This is a genomic window from Bryocella sp., assembly GCF_058498515.1.
In genome coordinates this window covers 72,933-87,169 of record NZ_JBMHYI010000005.1, presented here as the reverse complement: position 1 = coordinate 87,169, position 14,237 = coordinate 72,933, and the positions used below count along the sequence as shown (strand labels likewise).

At 64.4% G+C, this 14,237-nt stretch carries 12 protein-coding genes and 1 tRNA gene; 7 read left to right on the top strand and 6 right to left on the bottom strand.

The window, feature by feature from the left end; translation table 11 throughout:
* Window positions 1–29 precede the first annotated feature (29 nt).
* Window positions 30–1,475 (top strand): phosphoglucomutase/phosphomannomutase family protein, encoded by a 1,446-nt coding sequence (locus AC5E6W_RS01360; protein ID WP_491750460.1) that lies wholly within the window; start codon window positions 30–32, stop codon window positions 1,473–1,475.
* Complete coding sequence (locus tag AC5E6W_RS01355; protein WP_491750459.1) at window positions 1,472–2,140, top strand: HAD-IA family hydrolase; 669 nt, start codon at window positions 1,472–1,474, stop codon at window positions 2,138–2,140. The genes AC5E6W_RS01360 and AC5E6W_RS01355 overlap by 4 nt, the downstream gene beginning before the upstream one ends.
* Before the next feature lie 24 nt (window positions 2,141–2,164).
* Here the strand turns inward: AC5E6W_RS01355 and kdsB are convergent, their stop codons facing one another.
* Together kdsB and AC5E6W_RS01345 are read right to left on the bottom strand one after the other, a co-directional pair.
* Entirely contained in the window at window positions 2,165–2,929 is a 765-nt protein-coding gene (gene kdsB / locus AC5E6W_RS01350) for a 3-deoxy-manno-octulosonate cytidylyltransferase (protein ID WP_491750458.1), read from the bottom strand.
* Window positions 2,926–3,216, bottom strand: coding sequence for a hypothetical protein (locus AC5E6W_RS01345; protein WP_491750457.1), 291 nt, complete (start codon window positions 3,214–3,216; stop codon window positions 2,926–2,928). Before AC5E6W_RS01345 ends, kdsB begins: the two co-directional genes overlap by 4 nt.
* Before the next feature lie 122 nt (window positions 3,217–3,338).
* Between AC5E6W_RS01345 and AC5E6W_RS01340 the strand changes: the two genes are divergently transcribed.
* The 4 genes from AC5E6W_RS01340 to AC5E6W_RS01325 all read left to right on the top strand — a co-directional run bounded on the left by AC5E6W_RS01340 (window position 3,339) and on the right by AC5E6W_RS01325 (window position 8,125).
* Window positions 3,339–3,415, top strand: a tRNA-Met gene (locus AC5E6W_RS01340).
* A 119-nt stretch (window positions 3,416–3,534) separates the two neighbouring features.
* Window positions 3,535–4,782 (top strand): S41 family peptidase, encoded by a 1,248-nt coding sequence (locus tag AC5E6W_RS01335; protein ID WP_491750456.1) that lies wholly within the window; start codon window positions 3,535–3,537, stop codon window positions 4,780–4,782.
* Between the two features lie 148 nt (window positions 4,783–4,930).
* Complete coding sequence (locus AC5E6W_RS01330) at window positions 4,931–7,537, top strand: penicillin-binding protein 1A (protein ID WP_491750455.1); 2,607 nt, start codon at window positions 4,931–4,933, stop codon at window positions 7,535–7,537.
* Window positions 7,538–7,645: 108 nt separating this feature from the next.
* Complete coding sequence (locus tag AC5E6W_RS01325; RefSeq protein ID WP_491750454.1) at window positions 7,646–8,125, top strand: hypothetical protein; 480 nt, start codon at window positions 7,646–7,648, stop codon at window positions 8,123–8,125.
* Here AC5E6W_RS01325 and ribF read toward each other — a convergent pair whose 3' ends face one another.
* The 4 genes from ribF to ygfZ all read right to left on the bottom strand — a co-directional run bounded on the left by ribF (window position 8,126) and on the right by ygfZ (window position 12,157).
* Complete coding sequence (gene ribF / locus AC5E6W_RS01320) at window positions 8,126–9,109, bottom strand: riboflavin biosynthesis protein RibF (RefSeq protein WP_491750453.1); 984 nt, start codon at window positions 9,107–9,109, stop codon at window positions 8,126–8,128. It lies immediately after the preceding gene.
* Window positions 9,106–9,954: an MBL fold metallo-hydrolase gene (locus AC5E6W_RS01315; RefSeq protein WP_491750452.1), complete on the bottom strand. Its 849-nt coding sequence runs from the start codon at window positions 9,952–9,954 to the stop codon at window positions 9,106–9,108. Before AC5E6W_RS01315 ends, ribF begins: the two co-directional genes overlap by 4 nt.
* A gap of 242 nt (window positions 9,955–10,196) precedes the next feature.
* The gene (locus AC5E6W_RS01310; RefSeq protein ID WP_491750451.1) at window positions 10,197–10,859 is read right to left on the bottom strand and encodes a DUF1844 domain-containing protein; all 663 of its coding nucleotides are present in this window, start codon (window positions 10,857–10,859) and stop codon (window positions 10,197–10,199) included.
* 326 nt (window positions 10,860–11,185) lie between these two features.
* On the bottom strand, window positions 11,186–12,157 hold the full coding sequence (gene ygfZ / locus AC5E6W_RS01305; RefSeq protein ID WP_491750450.1) for a CAF17-like 4Fe-4S cluster assembly/insertion protein YgfZ: 972 nt from the start codon (window positions 12,155–12,157) through the stop codon (window positions 11,186–11,188).
* A gap of 270 nt (window positions 12,158–12,427) precedes the next feature.
* Between ygfZ and AC5E6W_RS01300 the strand changes: the two genes are divergently transcribed.
* Window positions 12,428–14,098: a hypothetical protein gene (locus tag AC5E6W_RS01300; RefSeq protein WP_491750449.1), complete on the top strand. Its 1,671-nt coding sequence runs from the start codon at window positions 12,428–12,430 to the stop codon at window positions 14,096–14,098.
* The last annotated feature ends 139 nt before the right edge of the window (window positions 14,099–14,237 follow it).

Below are 14,237 nucleotides of genomic sequence, written 5' to 3'. Positions count from 1 at the left end.
CTCTCGCCACGCATGAGGACTGTCACGAGATGGGTGAGACCACGGTAGTAAAGTTCGGAACGGACGGCTGGCGAGGCATCATCGCCGATGACTTCACGTATGAGAACGTGCGCGTGGCGGCGCGGGCGATTGCGCTGTACGTGCAGCACCATGAAGATCCAGCTGCCGGAGTCTGCATTGGCTATGACACGCGCTTTGGGTCGAAGTCCTTCGCGAATGTTGTTGCCGATGTGATCTCGCAGGCCGGCATCCCGGTCTTCCTCGCGAACAAGGTGACGCCGACGCCGGAGCTGTCGTTTGCAGTGCGGGGCCGCAAGGCCGCGGGCGGTGTGATGATTACCTCCAGCCATAACCCTGCGGAGTGGAACGGCGTGAAGTACAAGGCGAGTTACGGCGGCTCGGGCTCGCCGGCGATCATCCAGCAGATCGAGAGCTACCTGCTCGCTCCGCTGGCGGATGCCGCGACACCGGCGCCTATTGAGATCGTGGATTTCGCGCCGGAGTACATCGCGGCGCTCGAGGCCTTCGTCGATCTGGCGGCAATCAAGAAGTCGGGGTATCGGTTCCTCATCGACACGATGTATGGCGCGGGCGCGGGATACATTGCCGGCATCTTCACGCGTGCGGGCATACCGTTCGTGGAGTTTCGCAACGAGTACAACCCGGCGTTTCCAGGCATCAATCCGGAGCCGATTCTTCCTCATATTGCTGCAACGCAGATTGCAGTCGTCGAGTCGAAGTGCGCCGCGGGCCTGATCACGGATGGCGATGCGGACCGCATTGGCGCAGTCGATGAGCATGGCAATGTCGTCGACGCGCACAAGATCTACTCCGTGATTCTGGAGTGGCTGCTGGAGCGCAAGGGCTGGCCGGGCGATGTGACGCGCGCGTTCAACACCACGAAGATGCTCGACCGCATTGCCGCGGCGCATGGACGCACGCTGCTGGAGCATGGCATCGGCTTCAAGTATGTGGTCGACCTGATGCTCGCGGGCGATGTGCTCATTGGCGGCGAAGAGTCGGGCGGCGTGGGGATCAAGCGCCATCTTCCTGAACGGGACGGGCTGCTCAACAGCCTGCTGATTGCGAACGTGATGGCCGATGAAGGCAAGACGCTGGGCGAGCTTGTGGCCGCGTTGCAGGCCAAGTACGGTGAGCATCAGTACAGCCGCATCGACATGCACATCAACGAGGCGCTGAAGCAGTCGGCGATTGCGCGGGCCTCCGAGCTGAAGGCCGGCGACAGCTTCGCGGGCATGAAGATTCTCAAGGTGGAGAGGCTGGACGGCATCAAGTTCTTCCTCGAAAACCCCACATGCGCGAGCAAGCCGAACGCCGCTGAGACGTGGCTGCTGCTGCGCGCTTCCGGCACCGAGCCACTGCTGCGCGTCTACTGCGAGAGCTGCTCGGTGGAGAGCGTGAACGAGGTGCTGGCGACGGCAAAGAGCTTCGTGCTCGAGGGAGAAAAGCAGTGAGTCAATTCGTGACCGTGGAAGCCGCGGGCCTGCTCTTCGACATGGATGGTGTGCTGGTCAGCTCGCTGGGCAGCGTGGTGCGCAGCTGGCGGCAGTGGGCTGAGGAGTATGGTGTGCCTGATGCCGATCAAGTTGTGGTACCGCACGGTACCAGGGCTGTTGAGATCATGGAATCGCTGAAGCCCGGCGTCGATATCGTGGCGGGCCTCAAGCGGATCGAGGACATCGAAGTTGCGGATGTGCACGATATCGAGCTGCTGGATGGTGTGAAGGCGCTGCTCGATAGCCTGCCCAAGGACCGTTGGACGATTGTGACCTCAGCGACGCGCTTGCTGTTGCTGGCTCGGCTAGGTGCGGCGGGTCTGCCGGTGCCGAATGAGCTCATCACGGCGGAGAGTGTGACGCGCGGCAAGCCGGATCCTGAGCCCTATCGCAAAGGCGCGGAGATCATCGGGCAGGATGTGACGAAGTGCGTAGTCGTCGAAGACGCGCCTAACGGCATTGGCGCGGGCCTGGCCGCGGGAGCTCGTGTGATCGCGGTTGCGGGGACGCACACGGTCGAGGAGTTGCGAGCGACTGGCGCGACGTGGGTGGTGGAGACGCTGGCGAACGTCCGCGCGACCGCGACAAACGCTGGAATCACGCTGGAGATCAAAGCGGTCTAAGAAGGATGATCGAGCTGTGAGTCTTCAGCTTTGAGTTGCCAGTGTGCGCTGGCGCAGGATCGCGTCTACTCGCGCCAGATCTTCTTCCGTATCGACGCCGACGGTGTCGAAGGGGGCCTCGGCGACGTAGAGGCTGAGGTTGTTTTCCAGCAGGCGGAGCTGTTCGAGGCGCTCGGTCATCTCCAGCGGGCTCGGCTGCAGCGAGGCGAAACGCTCCAGCGCGTGCTTGCGATAGGCGTAGAGGCCGAGGTGCTTGAAGCACTGCGCGGCGGCGGGCGTCTGCGGGTCGCGATGGAAGGGAATCGTGGCGCGCGAGAAGTAGAGGGCGCGGCCATCGACGGCGGTGGTGACCTTGACCACGTTGGGGTTGGCGATGTCCTCGAGCGGGCACGGGACCTTGAGCGTCGTGACTTCGACATGCGGCAGCGCGAACGGCGCGAGGATGGCTGCGATGTGCTCCGGCGTCAGCATGGGCTCATCGCCCTGGACATTGACATAGATATCGGCGTCGATGCTTTGCGAGACGGCGTGGAGGCGGTCGGTGCCGCTGGGCAGGTCGGGCGAGGTCATGACGACGGGCCAGCCGCGCTCGCGGCCCAGGGCGGCGACTTCTTCCGCGTCGACGGCGATGATGACCTCCGCGAACTGCGGGCAGGCCTTGGCGGCGGCGTAGACCCAGTGCAGCAGAGGCTGACCGGCGACTTCGCGCAGCACCTTGCGCGGAAGGCGCGTGGAGGCGAGGCGGGCGGGGATGACGGCGACGACACGGGGGCTTGCGGGAACGTTCAACGGCTGGAATCCTTACGGCTTGTTTCTTTGCGGAAGAGCGGATCGTCTGAGTTGCGCTTGTGGCGGAAGATGCGCACGGCGACGATGAGGACCACAACCAGCAGCAGGCCAAGCGCACCGGCGGCGAAGTGCAGCCAGTTGAGGAACTCATCCAGCCGGCAGGCGATGGTGTCCGTGGTGCTGGAGCAATCCGGAGGAGCCGCCAGCAGGGTGCGGGGCGTCGCCAGGGCGAGGCCTGCGAGCGTGGCGTAGAGCGTACCCGGGGAGCTGGCGAGAGCGCGGCGCATGGTCAGAGAGCAGTTTCGCACGGATGCGCCGACGTTTGACCCGGGGAAACCCGTAACCGTATGATGGTGCAAGCGGCTGTGCGTCGCGGCCGTGTGCCGCTGGATGCGCGATCGCTCCCTCCGGCGGTGTAGCTCAGATGGTTAGAGCGACGGACTCATAACCCGTAGGTCAGAGGTTCGATTCCTCTCACCGCCACCAATCACCCCTCGCGCAGATCCTCCGCTCGCCTCAGGTTGCGGAGGGATATATGATCTTCTGTTACGGGGGGCGTCTAACCCCGGTAGTCGCGATTCTTCCCCCGGAGCCGTACCGTCCCTATGCCCAAGAGCTTCAAGATCTCCCTCCTCGCCGTATCCGTGATGCTGGTTGTTGGAGTGTTCGTTGGCGTGAATGCGCGCGGCGTGCACGCGGCGAGCGATGGCCCGCAGGAGGGCGCGTACCGCCAGATCAACGTCTATGGCGAGGTGCTGCAGCACATCGAGACGGAGTATGTGGTCGACCCGAACATGCACGCCGTGACCAACGGCGCGCTGCGGGGGCTGCTCGAGTCGCTCGATGCGGACTCCAGCTACCTGACGCCAGAGGACTATAAGGCGTACAAGTCGGACAAGGGCGGCAAGGCGCAGGTGGGCATCAATGTGTCCAAGCGCTACGGCTATGCGACGGTGGTTTCGGTGGTGCCGAACTCGCCCGCGGATAAGGCGAACATCTCCGATGGCGACATCATCGAGGCGATTGGCACCCAGGATACGCGCGACCTCTCGCTGGCGATGATCCAGACGATGCTCGAGGGCACGCCGGGCAGCGAGCTGCATATTGCGGTGATCCGGCCGCGCAAGGCGGAGCCGGAAAAGATCATTCTTAGCCGCGCGATGATCAGCGAGCCTGCGGTGAGCGAGACGCTGTACGAGAATTCGACGATCGTCTATCTCGCGCCGGCGATTCTGGATCACGACCATGTGAGCCAGATGGAGCAGAAGCTGAAGAGTGCGGCCAAGAGCAACCGCAAGGTGCTGCTGGACCTGCGCGATGTTTCGGCGGGCAGCATGCAGGAGGGTGTCCGCGCAGCGAACCTGTTCCTGAAGTCAGGCACCATTGCGACGCTCGAGGGCCAGAAGTTCCCCAAGCAGACGTTTGGGGCCGATGCCTCGAAGGCCGTCGATGCGACTTCGCCGATCGTGGTGCTGGTGAATCGCGGCACGGCGGGAGCAGCGGAGCTGGTGGCTGCGGCGATCGCCGATAACCATCGCGGCGACCTGGTGGGCGAGAAGACCTTCGGCGCCGGCACGGAGCAGAAGACCTTCGAGCTTTCGGACGGCAGCGCGGTGATCCTGTCGATTGCCAAGTACGCCTCGCCCGCGGGCAAGAAGTTCGAAGACGATGCAGTGACGCCGACGACGATGGTGGCGGCGAATGACGATCTTTCGGATGAGGATGACTCCGCCGACACCACGGGCAACGCTACCGGAGCTTCCAAGGCCAGCGTTCCACACAAGAAGCCGACCCCGGCTCAGGACAACCTGCTGAACAAGGGGTTGGATCTGCTGAAGGCCAAGGCGGCGTAGCAGCGACCGAGTCCCGAGAATGGAGGAGGCCCGGTGCGCCGGGCCTTTTTCCTTGCCTGTTTCGGGTGTTGCAGGCAGCCTTTGGGCCCTCCCGGAGCGTCCTTTGTGAGATACCCCTGCGTGGTACCTTGGGAGCATTGTGCCGAGTATGCTGAACCTCGACGGGCCGGAACCGGAACGGCCCGGCAAAGGCGACTCCGCCGCTGTGGGGGCCCCTGAAGCCGAGAACACGTCCGTGCCGCCGGAGCACGATTTCTGGCGCGCGGTGCGGCGCTTCCCGTTCTTCGAGCCTGAGTTTCGCACCCGCAAGGTGGCTTCGCGCGCGAGCTTCGCCCTGCTGATGGCTGCGTCCGCGGTCTTTGGCATCATGGTCGGGCTGCTGCTGGTGTACTCGATCAACCTGCCGCAGATGGCGGAGCTGGAGCGTTACCGGCCGAGCACCACAACCGAGCTCTACGACGTGCACGGCGAGGTGATCGGGTCGTTCGCACTGGAGCGTCGCGTGGTCGAGCCGTACAGCGAGTTCCCACAGATCCTGCAGGACGCGATCGTCTCCATCGAAGACAAGAACTTCTTCTCCAACTCCGGCCTGAATCTGACGCGCATGGCCGAGGCCGCGTATGAGGATGTGCACTCGCATGGCAAGGTGCAGGGCGCGTCGACGCTGACGATGCAGCTGGCGCGCAACCTGTTCCTCTCGAGCGAGAAGACGTACGGCCGCAAGCTCCAGGAGATCTTCCTCACGCTGCAGATCGAGCGGCGGTTTACCAAGGAACAGATCTTCACGCTGTATGCGAATCAGATCTACCTGGGCCGCGGGACGTATGGGTTTGAGGCGGCGAGCGAGTACTACTTCTCCAAGCATGTGCATGAGCTGACCCTGCCCGAGGCCGCGCTGCTGGCCGCGCTGCCCAAGGGCGCGGAGTACTACAACCCGATCCGCCATCCGGAGCGCGCGATGACGCGCCGCAACCTCGTGCTGACGGAGATGCTGCAGGACCACAAGATCACGCGCGAGCAGGAAGAGGAAGCGCAGGCTGCTCCGTTGGGGCTGCACATCGAGCCGCCCGCGAACACCGAGGCTCCGTACTTCGTTGAGGAGGTGCGCCGCCAGCTGGAGCACGACTATGGCATCGAGGAGGCGCACGGCGCTGGACTCCGCGTGTACACCACGCTCGACATGGAGCTGCAGCGGACCGCGAAGAAGGCCTTGCTCGACGGGTTGGCGAGCTACGAGCGACGGCACGGATGGAAGGGCAGGATCGAGAACGTGCTCGCGGCCAATCCGGACCTGAGCCAGTACAAACACCCGGACTGGAACGAGCCGCTCAAGGTGGGGTCGTACGTTCATGCGCTGGTGACGGAGGTTGGCCCGGCGAAGCTGACGGTGCGCATCGGCCAGCAGGAAGCGACGATGACGCCTCCGGACTGGGCGTGGACACAGAAGTTCAAGGCGACCGACCTGTTCAAGGTCGGCGACATTGCTTACGTGCGCGTGACGGCGGTTCCCGGTGGAGCGAAGCCGACTGTGGTGCTGGAGGAAGACTCCGGAGCGCAGGGTTCGCTGATGGCCGTGGACAACTCCAACGGCGAGGTACTGGCGATGATTGGCGGCCGCGACCCGAACCTGTCGCAGTTCAACCGCGCGACGCAGGCGCAGCGGCAGGTGGGGTCGTCGTTCAAGATCTACGACTACGTGGCTGCGCTGGAGTATGGCATGAAGCCGTATGACTCCGTCTCCGATGTGCCGACGACGTTCTACACACCGAGTGGACCGTATACGCCGCACGACTATGAACGCGGCAGCTTTGCGGGCTCGATGAGCCTGATCGATGCGTTTGCCGAGTCGCGGAATATTCCGGCGCTGCGGTTGGCGGACAAGGTGGGCATCAAGAACGTGATCGCCGTGGCGCATCGTTTCGGCGTGACCAGCAACATCCCGAACTTCCTGCCGGTGGCCATCGGTGCGGCGGACATCACGCTGGCGGAGCAGGTGGCGAGCTACAGCGTCTTCCCGAACGACGGCATTCGCATTCAGCCGCACTACATCCGGCGGGTATCGATGCCGGATGGCTCGCCGGTGGAGCAGAAGACGCCTGAGGTGAAGGAAGTGCTGTCGCTCGAGACCGCGCGGCAGATGATGATCCTGCTGCAGGCCGTGACGGCGCATGGCACGGCCGCGGCGACGGTCTCGATGAAGCATGCGCTCGGCGGCAAGACGGGCACGACGAACAACTACACGGATGCCTGGTTCCTCGGCTTCTCGCCGAGCATCACAGCGGGCGTGTGGGTGGGGTTCGACAGCCGCATCTCGCTTGGCGAGAAGGAGACCGGAGCGCGCGCCGCGTTGCCGATCTGGATGGACTTCATGAAGGTGGCGGTTGCGGATCGTCCGAACGAGCAGTTCTCCAAGGCGGGCGCACCGAAGAAGCAGATTCAAGTGCAGACGGCGGACGATGCGGTGGTGCTGCCGAAGGCCAAGGCCGCGGACGACTCGGATGATTCGAGCGACTCGGATGCGGCGGCTCCGGCTGAGCCCAAGCCTGCGCAGCCAGTGACGCCGGCGACTCCTCCGCCGGCGGATGCGTTGCCGAACGATGAGCCGGCCCGTGTGGGTGCGCCAGCGCCGATCGTGCGGCAGGCGCCCGCGGCGAAGCCTGCGACCCCGGGAACTGCGCCGGTGGTGCGGCCGGGTACAGCGCCTGCCACTGCCGCGCCGAAGCCGGTACGTCCGGTAACGTTGCCTCCGCAGTAGAGCGCTGCGAATATCGCTGGGACATCACCTTTTGCATTCCGAGCCTGCGCGCCGGTCGTATTAGCGGGTAGAGCAGCGCAGTTTCCGCGCGGCCTACGGAGCGATGCGATGCAGATACGATGGATCTCGAAGCGTGTGATGGTGGTGATGGGTTGTGTCTTGATGGCCACGGTAGCGCGGCGCAGCCAGGCCGCGGTGCGCGATCCGCTGTTCGCGGGCGTGGAGAAGTTTGAGCATAATGCGGCCTCCGTGGTGGAGGTGGACAAGGGGCCGGTCACGCTGGAGCGGGCCGAGGGGACTGCCACGGAGCGACGCCACAGCTCTTCGGTGGTCTACGTCTTCAAGTTCGACCGCGACGGCGCCTACGATCCTGCCGAAGTGAAGCCCTATGCGGATAAGCTTGCGCCAGCGGGATGGAGCTGCGAGACGCTCCCGTCGCACCGCAAGCCGGGAGCGGTGCGGTACAAGTGCCGGAAGCCGCTTGCGGATGGATACCACGATGCGGTGGACATCATCGTGGAGGCGCGGCAGCTGGTGTTTGTGCACGGCATCAGCAACCACGAGGACAACGATTCGGACGACTGGTAGTCAGCGCCGCGTAGCGAGCAGGTCGCTGAGCTGGAAGTAGTGTTGCGCGCGCTTCACGTCGCGGAAGATCTGCTGCTTGAGGGCTTCGGGCGAGTCGAACTTCTGCTCTGAGCGGAGGCGCAGCAGGAACGTGAGTTCCAGTGGCGTGTCCTCGAAGAGCGCAATGGGCTCGAAGCCGAGCAGGTGCGTCTCGACGGCGAAGGAGTCCTCGCCAAACGTGGGCCGATTGCCGGCGTTGGTCACGCCGCGGAAGAGCCTCGATCCTTCGCCGCTGCCAATGCGCAGTGTTGTGACGTAGACGCCGTTCGCCGGCAGAAGGGCGTCGTAGGCGGCGAGGTTGATCGTCGGCACAGCGTACTTTGTGCCAAAGCCGCGGCCATGTGCCGGCGTGGAGTGCACGGAGAACGGGCGGCCGAGAAGATTGCGGGCTTCGGCGAGTGCCTGCGGGCGCGTGACTAGGTCGCGGGCGAGCAGGGCGCGGATGCGGCTGGAGGAGATGGCTCCGCCGCGCGCCATGACGGGCTGATGCGGCGCGGCGGTGAAGCCTAGTAGCTTTCCGAGGTCGGCGAGGCTGGCCATGCCACCCTGGCGGTCGTAGCCGAAGCGGAACTCTTCGCCTTCATGGACCTCGACTGCGCCCAGGGCTTCGCTCAATACGGTGCGTGCGAATTGCTCCGCGGTCCAGTGACGCAGCTCTTCGGTGAAGGGAAGGACGAGCGTGGCATCGAGGCCGGTCTGTGCGAGCAGGTCGAGCTTGATGGGCGTTGGCGTGAGCAGCTTCGGGGCCTTGTCGGGACGAAGCAGCTTCGCAGGGTGCGGGTCGAAGGTGACGGCGATCGACTGAACCCCGAGTGCCTTGGCTCGCGCCAGCACCGAAGCGATGACGGCACGATGGCCGCAGTGCACGCCATCGAAGTTGCCGATAGTGACGACGGAGCGGGTGGCCTCGGGCGGCAGTTCGGAGAGCGAGCGATAGATCTTCATCGTGCCTCGCTCCGGTGAACCGCTTCTTGTGGCGATATCTCGAATTCCAGCTTCAGGCCATCGTGGGCCAGCTTGATGTGGTCGGGTAGTTCTGTGTTGGTCGGCTCGTGGTCCAGGTCGTGGGAGATGTGGGTGAAGTAGGCTCGGCGCGGAGCGATTTTGTTCACGAGCGCGACGGAGTTCTCCAGGTGGGAGTGGGTGGGGTGGGGCTCGCGGCGGAGGGCATCGAGGATGAGGATGTCGAGGCCTTCGAGCAGCGGGTAGCTCTCCTCGGGGATGTCGCTCATGTCGGTGAGGTAGGCGGCGGCGCCGAAGCGGTAGCCGGCGATGCGCTGCTTGCCGTGGAGGACGGGGACGCGGAGGAAGGTTGCGCCAAACAGATCGACCTTCGTGTCTGGTTGGTCGGGCAGGCGGTGGAGTTGTACACGGGCGCTGGTGGGGTACTTGTTTTCCTTGCGGAAGGTGTACTCGAAGATGCGCTCGATGGTGATGGCGGTGGGATCGTCTGCGTAGAGCGGCAGGCCTCCGGGGTGACCGAAGGACAGCGGGCGGAGGTCGTCCATGCCGAGGATGTGGTCGGCGTGGCCGTGGGTGTAGAGGACCGCGTCGACGGCGTTCACGTCACAGGCGATGGCCTGGGCGTGGAAGTCGGGGCCGGTGTCGATGAGGACGTGGCGCGTGTGCGTGGGCTCAGAGGCGTCGGGATAGGCAATCATCACCGACGGCCGGGTGCGGCGGTTGCGCGAGCCTGGTGTGCGAGCATCCGCACACACGGCACACGGACACCCGAGCGTGGGAACGCCCATCGAGGTGCCGGTGCCGAGGAAGGTGAGGGTAGCGGTCACAGGAGTGAATCGTGAGTAGTGAATAGTGAAGAAGAGCGGAAGTTCGTCGGCGCTTCGAGCAAACGGCGATCCCCTGCTGTGTTCAGAACATCGCGCCGAACGCAACGCGTATCGAAGTGGCCGACATGCCCTCAGCGGCTAAAGCCGCGTCACTTCTTGCGCTTCTTGTTACGGCTAAAAGCCGTGACCTGCCGTTTGTGCCGGGGATACCTGATCTGACGCCTGCTGCACCTGCCCATACGTTAGCGGACGATGCTGGGGCCGCCGGGACCACCGGGCATACCTTGTCCGGCGCGGGCTGCGGCCTGGCGAGCCAGGCGCTGGGTGACGTCGAGGAAGCCCATGCGCAGCTCGAAGAGGACGTTCTCGCAGAACTTCTCTTCATCGGGCGTGAGGTTGCCCTTGGCCTTGCCGACGATGGCGGAGATCATGTCGATCATCTGGCGGGCGCCCATGGGGTCGACCGAGACGGGCTGGCCGGGTTCGGTCGCGCCGCCGAGCATCATCAGGGCCTGCATGAAGAGGGTCTGGACGACGCTTTGGAAGGTGACCGGCGGCGGCTGGTCGGCGCCGAGGTTCTGGGCGCGGATGGCGGTGTCGAGGCGGTCGAGGGTGTCGTCGTAGGCGCGCTTGACCTGCTCGATCTGCTCGGCGGTGAGGGGAGGAAGCTGCTGCATCGCCTCTTCGGCGGTGGTGGGGTCGGATTCGGGCTCGGGGACGAACTCGTCGGGCGGTGTGACGAGGTGCGGGCCACCGGTGGGAGCGGCTTCTTCGGCGCTTCGAGCGGCGGGAGTTGCGGGCTCGGCGGCGGGCTCCTGGTGGGGCTCGGCGGGGTGATCGTGGCGCAGCTCGCCTTCGGAGGTGAACTTGCGGCGATCGTTGATGACGAATGGCTTGTCAGGCATGGGAAGATCTCACTCTCTCGATCTTTGAGGGTACCAGCTTCGGTGCTACCGGGGCTGGCCGCTGGCGGGCACCCCCCCTCCCCCCTCAACGCGCAAATGTTCATTCGAGGCGAGTTAAAGGTGGACCTTCTGTCGCGACCTCCATGTGGAGGTCCGTGCAGGTGCGGCGGCGGGTTCCGTGGAAGCAGCCCTCTACTTCCATTGTAGTGAGTTCAGGGGGGAAGTATGCCAAACAGTGCTCGGGCTTGCAGCGGGTGAAGATCTCGCGATATGTCGCGCCGTTAGCGTTGGGGGATGTGCCCGAGACGGACCTGCCCAAAAAGTCTTCAGTGGGAAGCGGTCGCGGTGGCGACTCCTCCTTCGTAGGAGAGCGGTTTGGCGGCGAACTCGCGGCGGAGGTAGCCGAGGGCGTGGAGCTGGCCGTCGACCTCGATGGCGGAGGTGAGCTCGCCGGCGGGCTTGCCGTCGACGGTGAGTGGGGCGGGCAGCGTGGGGGCGACGCCGGTGAGGGTGAACTTCGAGAAGATGCGGTGGACCTGGCCGCGGGAGTGGATGCGCTCGACGATCTCCTGGCCGAGGTAGCAGCCCTTGGAGAAATGCAGGGCGTGGGTCTGGTTGGTCTCCTGCGGGAGGTCTTTTTCGGTGATGTCGACGCCGTACTTGGGGATGCCGGAGAGGATGCGGTGGGCTTCGAGGGCTTCCTCCGAAACTAAAGTCGCCCCGGCTGCTTGCAGCCAACGGAGGAGTGTATTTTGCGAATTGGCGTCGTTGGTCCAAAGCTCGTATGCAGTTGCGAACTTGTGGGGAGATGAGAGTAAAAGCACTGGGAGCTCACCGTCGCGAGTTATGTAGTTGAGCATCCCTGGCTTTAGCGGTCCGTCGTCAGACGTGAGCAAGACCTTTGTGAGTATCGAAGACGCTTCCGTGCCTGCCACAGATATGCCGAACCCGAGCACGCCTTCCTTCGATAGCTCGACGTCGTCCATGATGATGAATTTGTCGAGGTGTTGCTGGACAGTTTCCAGTTGCCAGTCGCCAGTTTCCAGTAAGTACGTGGGGTCACCTTCGCCGGGCTCGCGGTAGATCGTCGCGTCGGCCTGGATGCGGCCCTGGGCGTTGAGGAGGAAGTTATAGTTGCCCTCGCCGGGGGCGAGGTCCTTGATGTTGTTGGTGACCATGCCGTTGAGCCAGCGGGTGGCGTCGGAGCCGGTGATGCGGAGGAAGGTGCGGTCCGTGAGTTGCGCGTAAGCGGCGTGGTGGCGGAGGGCGTCGAGGTCGGTGCTGGAGACGTTCGTCATAAGGGTCAGGTGATCAGTGTGGCGCTTTCTCGCGTCTATGGAAAGAGGATGCTTGGCGGAAGGCAAAGGGTTCGAAAGCAGGGATTAGGGATTAGGGAACAGGGATTAGGGTCCAGGGCCAAGGGCCAAGGGCCAAGGGCCAAGGGTCCTGGGCCGGCGGTCTAGGGTCTAGGGCAAGTGCCAGGGGTGTGCCTAGGGGAGCAGTCGTGGGTCGGCCGTTGGTTGCCGCACGTACACTGGGGTGCGGCAGGATATGGAGATTTCGAGCGAGTGAGTGGTGAGCGGGTGGGTTGGGGGATGGTGGGAGTTGGGTGTGCGTTGCTGGCGGGCGTTCTGGCCGCGGGAGCACAGGGACAGAGCAGCACGCCGGAAGCGAAACCGGACTCGCAGCCTCCGGTGCAGGCTACTGACCCGGGGGTGACGCCTCCGCAGGTCACGAGTGGGCAGCAGATGGTGACCGTGCAGACGGTGCTGAGCAAGCAGCAGCAGGATGAGATCCTGGCCGATGCCGACAACCTGTTCAAGTTCGCGTCCAAGGTGACGGGACTGCCCATCCAGCACAAGGTGAAGAAGGTCTTTATCTCGCGCGAGCAGGTGGCGGCGGAGCTGCGCAAGAAGTTCGACGAGGACAAGGGCAACAAGCGCATGGAGCGCAGCGAGCTGGTGCTGAAGAAGTTCGGCTTTCTGGATGCGGACTTCCAGCTGCGGCCGTTCCTGCTGAGCCTGCTGACGGAGCAGATTGCGGGATTCTACGACGCCAAGACCAAGACGATGAACCTGCTCAACTGGGTGCCGATCGACGAGCAGAAGCCGGTGATGGCGCACGAGCTGACCCACGCGCTGCAGGACCAGAAGGTGAACCTGGACAAGTGGGAAGATCCGGAGCCGGAGGGCGTCGCGAAGAATATGCAGGAGGACAACGCGCACCTGCAGACCGATGAGGCTGGCACGGCGCGCGAGGCTGCGGTCGAGGGCCAGGCGATGGTCTCGTTTGCGGATTACCTGATCAACCAGCAGCAGCCGGGCAAGACGCTGAAGGACCTGCCGCAGGTGGGCACGCAGATTTCGAATGGCGCGGGCGATGCGTCGGATTCGCCGGTGCTGGCGCGGGCTCCGCTGGTGCTGCAGGAGGCGCTGCTGTTTCCGTATACGAAGGGGCTGGCGTTCGAGCAGGCGGTGCTGCTGCGCAAGGGCGCGGATGCGGCATTTACGGGCGTGCTGACGCAGCCGCCGAACTCGAGCTACGAGGTGATGAACCCCAGCGCCTACCTGGAGCGTGTGCCGGTGCCGGTGATGGCGATGCCGAACATCCATCCGCTGATCGACGAGGCAGGGTATGAGCCGTACGACATTGGCGTGATGGGTGAGCTGGATGTGCACATGACGACGGAGCTGTTCGGTGGGCGGCCGCTGGCGGAGGCTCTGGCTCCGCAGTGGGATGGTGGAATTTACTTTGCGGCTCAGCGGAAGAATGCGACGCCGGCGGAGAAGCAGACGACGAAGTCCATTGCGCTGCTGTATAGCTCGAAGTGGAAGGACGAGAACGCGGCGCGGAGTTTTATGGGGGTCTTCGAGCAGCAGCTGGGCCGGCAGTACAACGGCCTGGAGCGGCGCAAGCAGGATGAGAGCGGCGACGATGAGCGCGTGTACACGACGCGCGAGGGCGATGTGGTGCTGTCGGTCGAAGGCGAGCGCGTGTGGGTGAGCGAGGGCTTCGAGATGCCACTGGCGCGCAAGCTGCGGGAGATGGTGGAAGGCGCGCAGGGCTCGGGGCCGATGCGGCAGGCGGATAACGATAGGGGCCTGGGCGAAGGGCCGAGGGTCAAGGGCCAAGGGCCAAGGGGTCAGAGTGCGCGGGAGCTTGTGCCGCGGGGTGAGTTGCTCACGGGATTTGGCGCGTCGCTGGCTCGGTTTGGGATGATTCGGGCGGCGGTGCGGTAGGGGCCTGGTTCGTATAGACCTACTGGCTGTCGTTGTCAGTGCGGGCGGGGAGCAGATCCTTCGACTGGGCCATCGCGCGATGACGTTGCGAGAGGCTTTGCCCAGGAGGACGATCTTTTGTATATCGGACACTTACGCT

Bases quoted from the DNA above. Each gene is read 5' to 3' on its own strand.
- AC5E6W_RS01325 (WP_491750454.1), top strand. From the start codon at position 7,646: ATGCAGATACGATGGATCTCGAAGCGTGTGATGGTGGTGATGGGTTGT.
- AC5E6W_RS01310 (WP_491750451.1), bottom strand. From the start codon at position 10,859: ATGCCTGACAAGCCATTCGTCATCAACGATCGCCGCAAGTTCACCTCC.
- ygfZ (WP_491750450.1), bottom strand. From the start codon at position 12,157: ATGACGAACGTCTCCAGCACCGACCTCGACGCCCTCCGCCACCACGCC.
- AC5E6W_RS01330 (WP_491750455.1), top strand. From the start codon at position 4,931: ATGCTGAACCTCGACGGGCCGGAACCGGAACGGCCCGGCAAAGGCGAC.
- AC5E6W_RS01345 (WP_491750457.1), bottom strand. From the start codon at position 3,216: ATGCGCCGCGCTCTCGCCAGCTCCCCGGGTACGCTCTACGCCACGCTC.
- AC5E6W_RS01360 (WP_491750460.1), top strand. From the start codon at position 30: ATGGGTGAGACCACGGTAGTAAAGTTCGGAACGGACGGCTGGCGAGGC.
- ribF (WP_491750453.1), bottom strand. From the start codon at position 9,109: ATGAAGATCTATCGCTCGCTCTCCGAACTGCCGCCCGAGGCCACCCGC.
- AC5E6W_RS01335 (WP_491750456.1), top strand. From the start codon at position 3,535: ATGCCCAAGAGCTTCAAGATCTCCCTCCTCGCCGTATCCGTGATGCTG.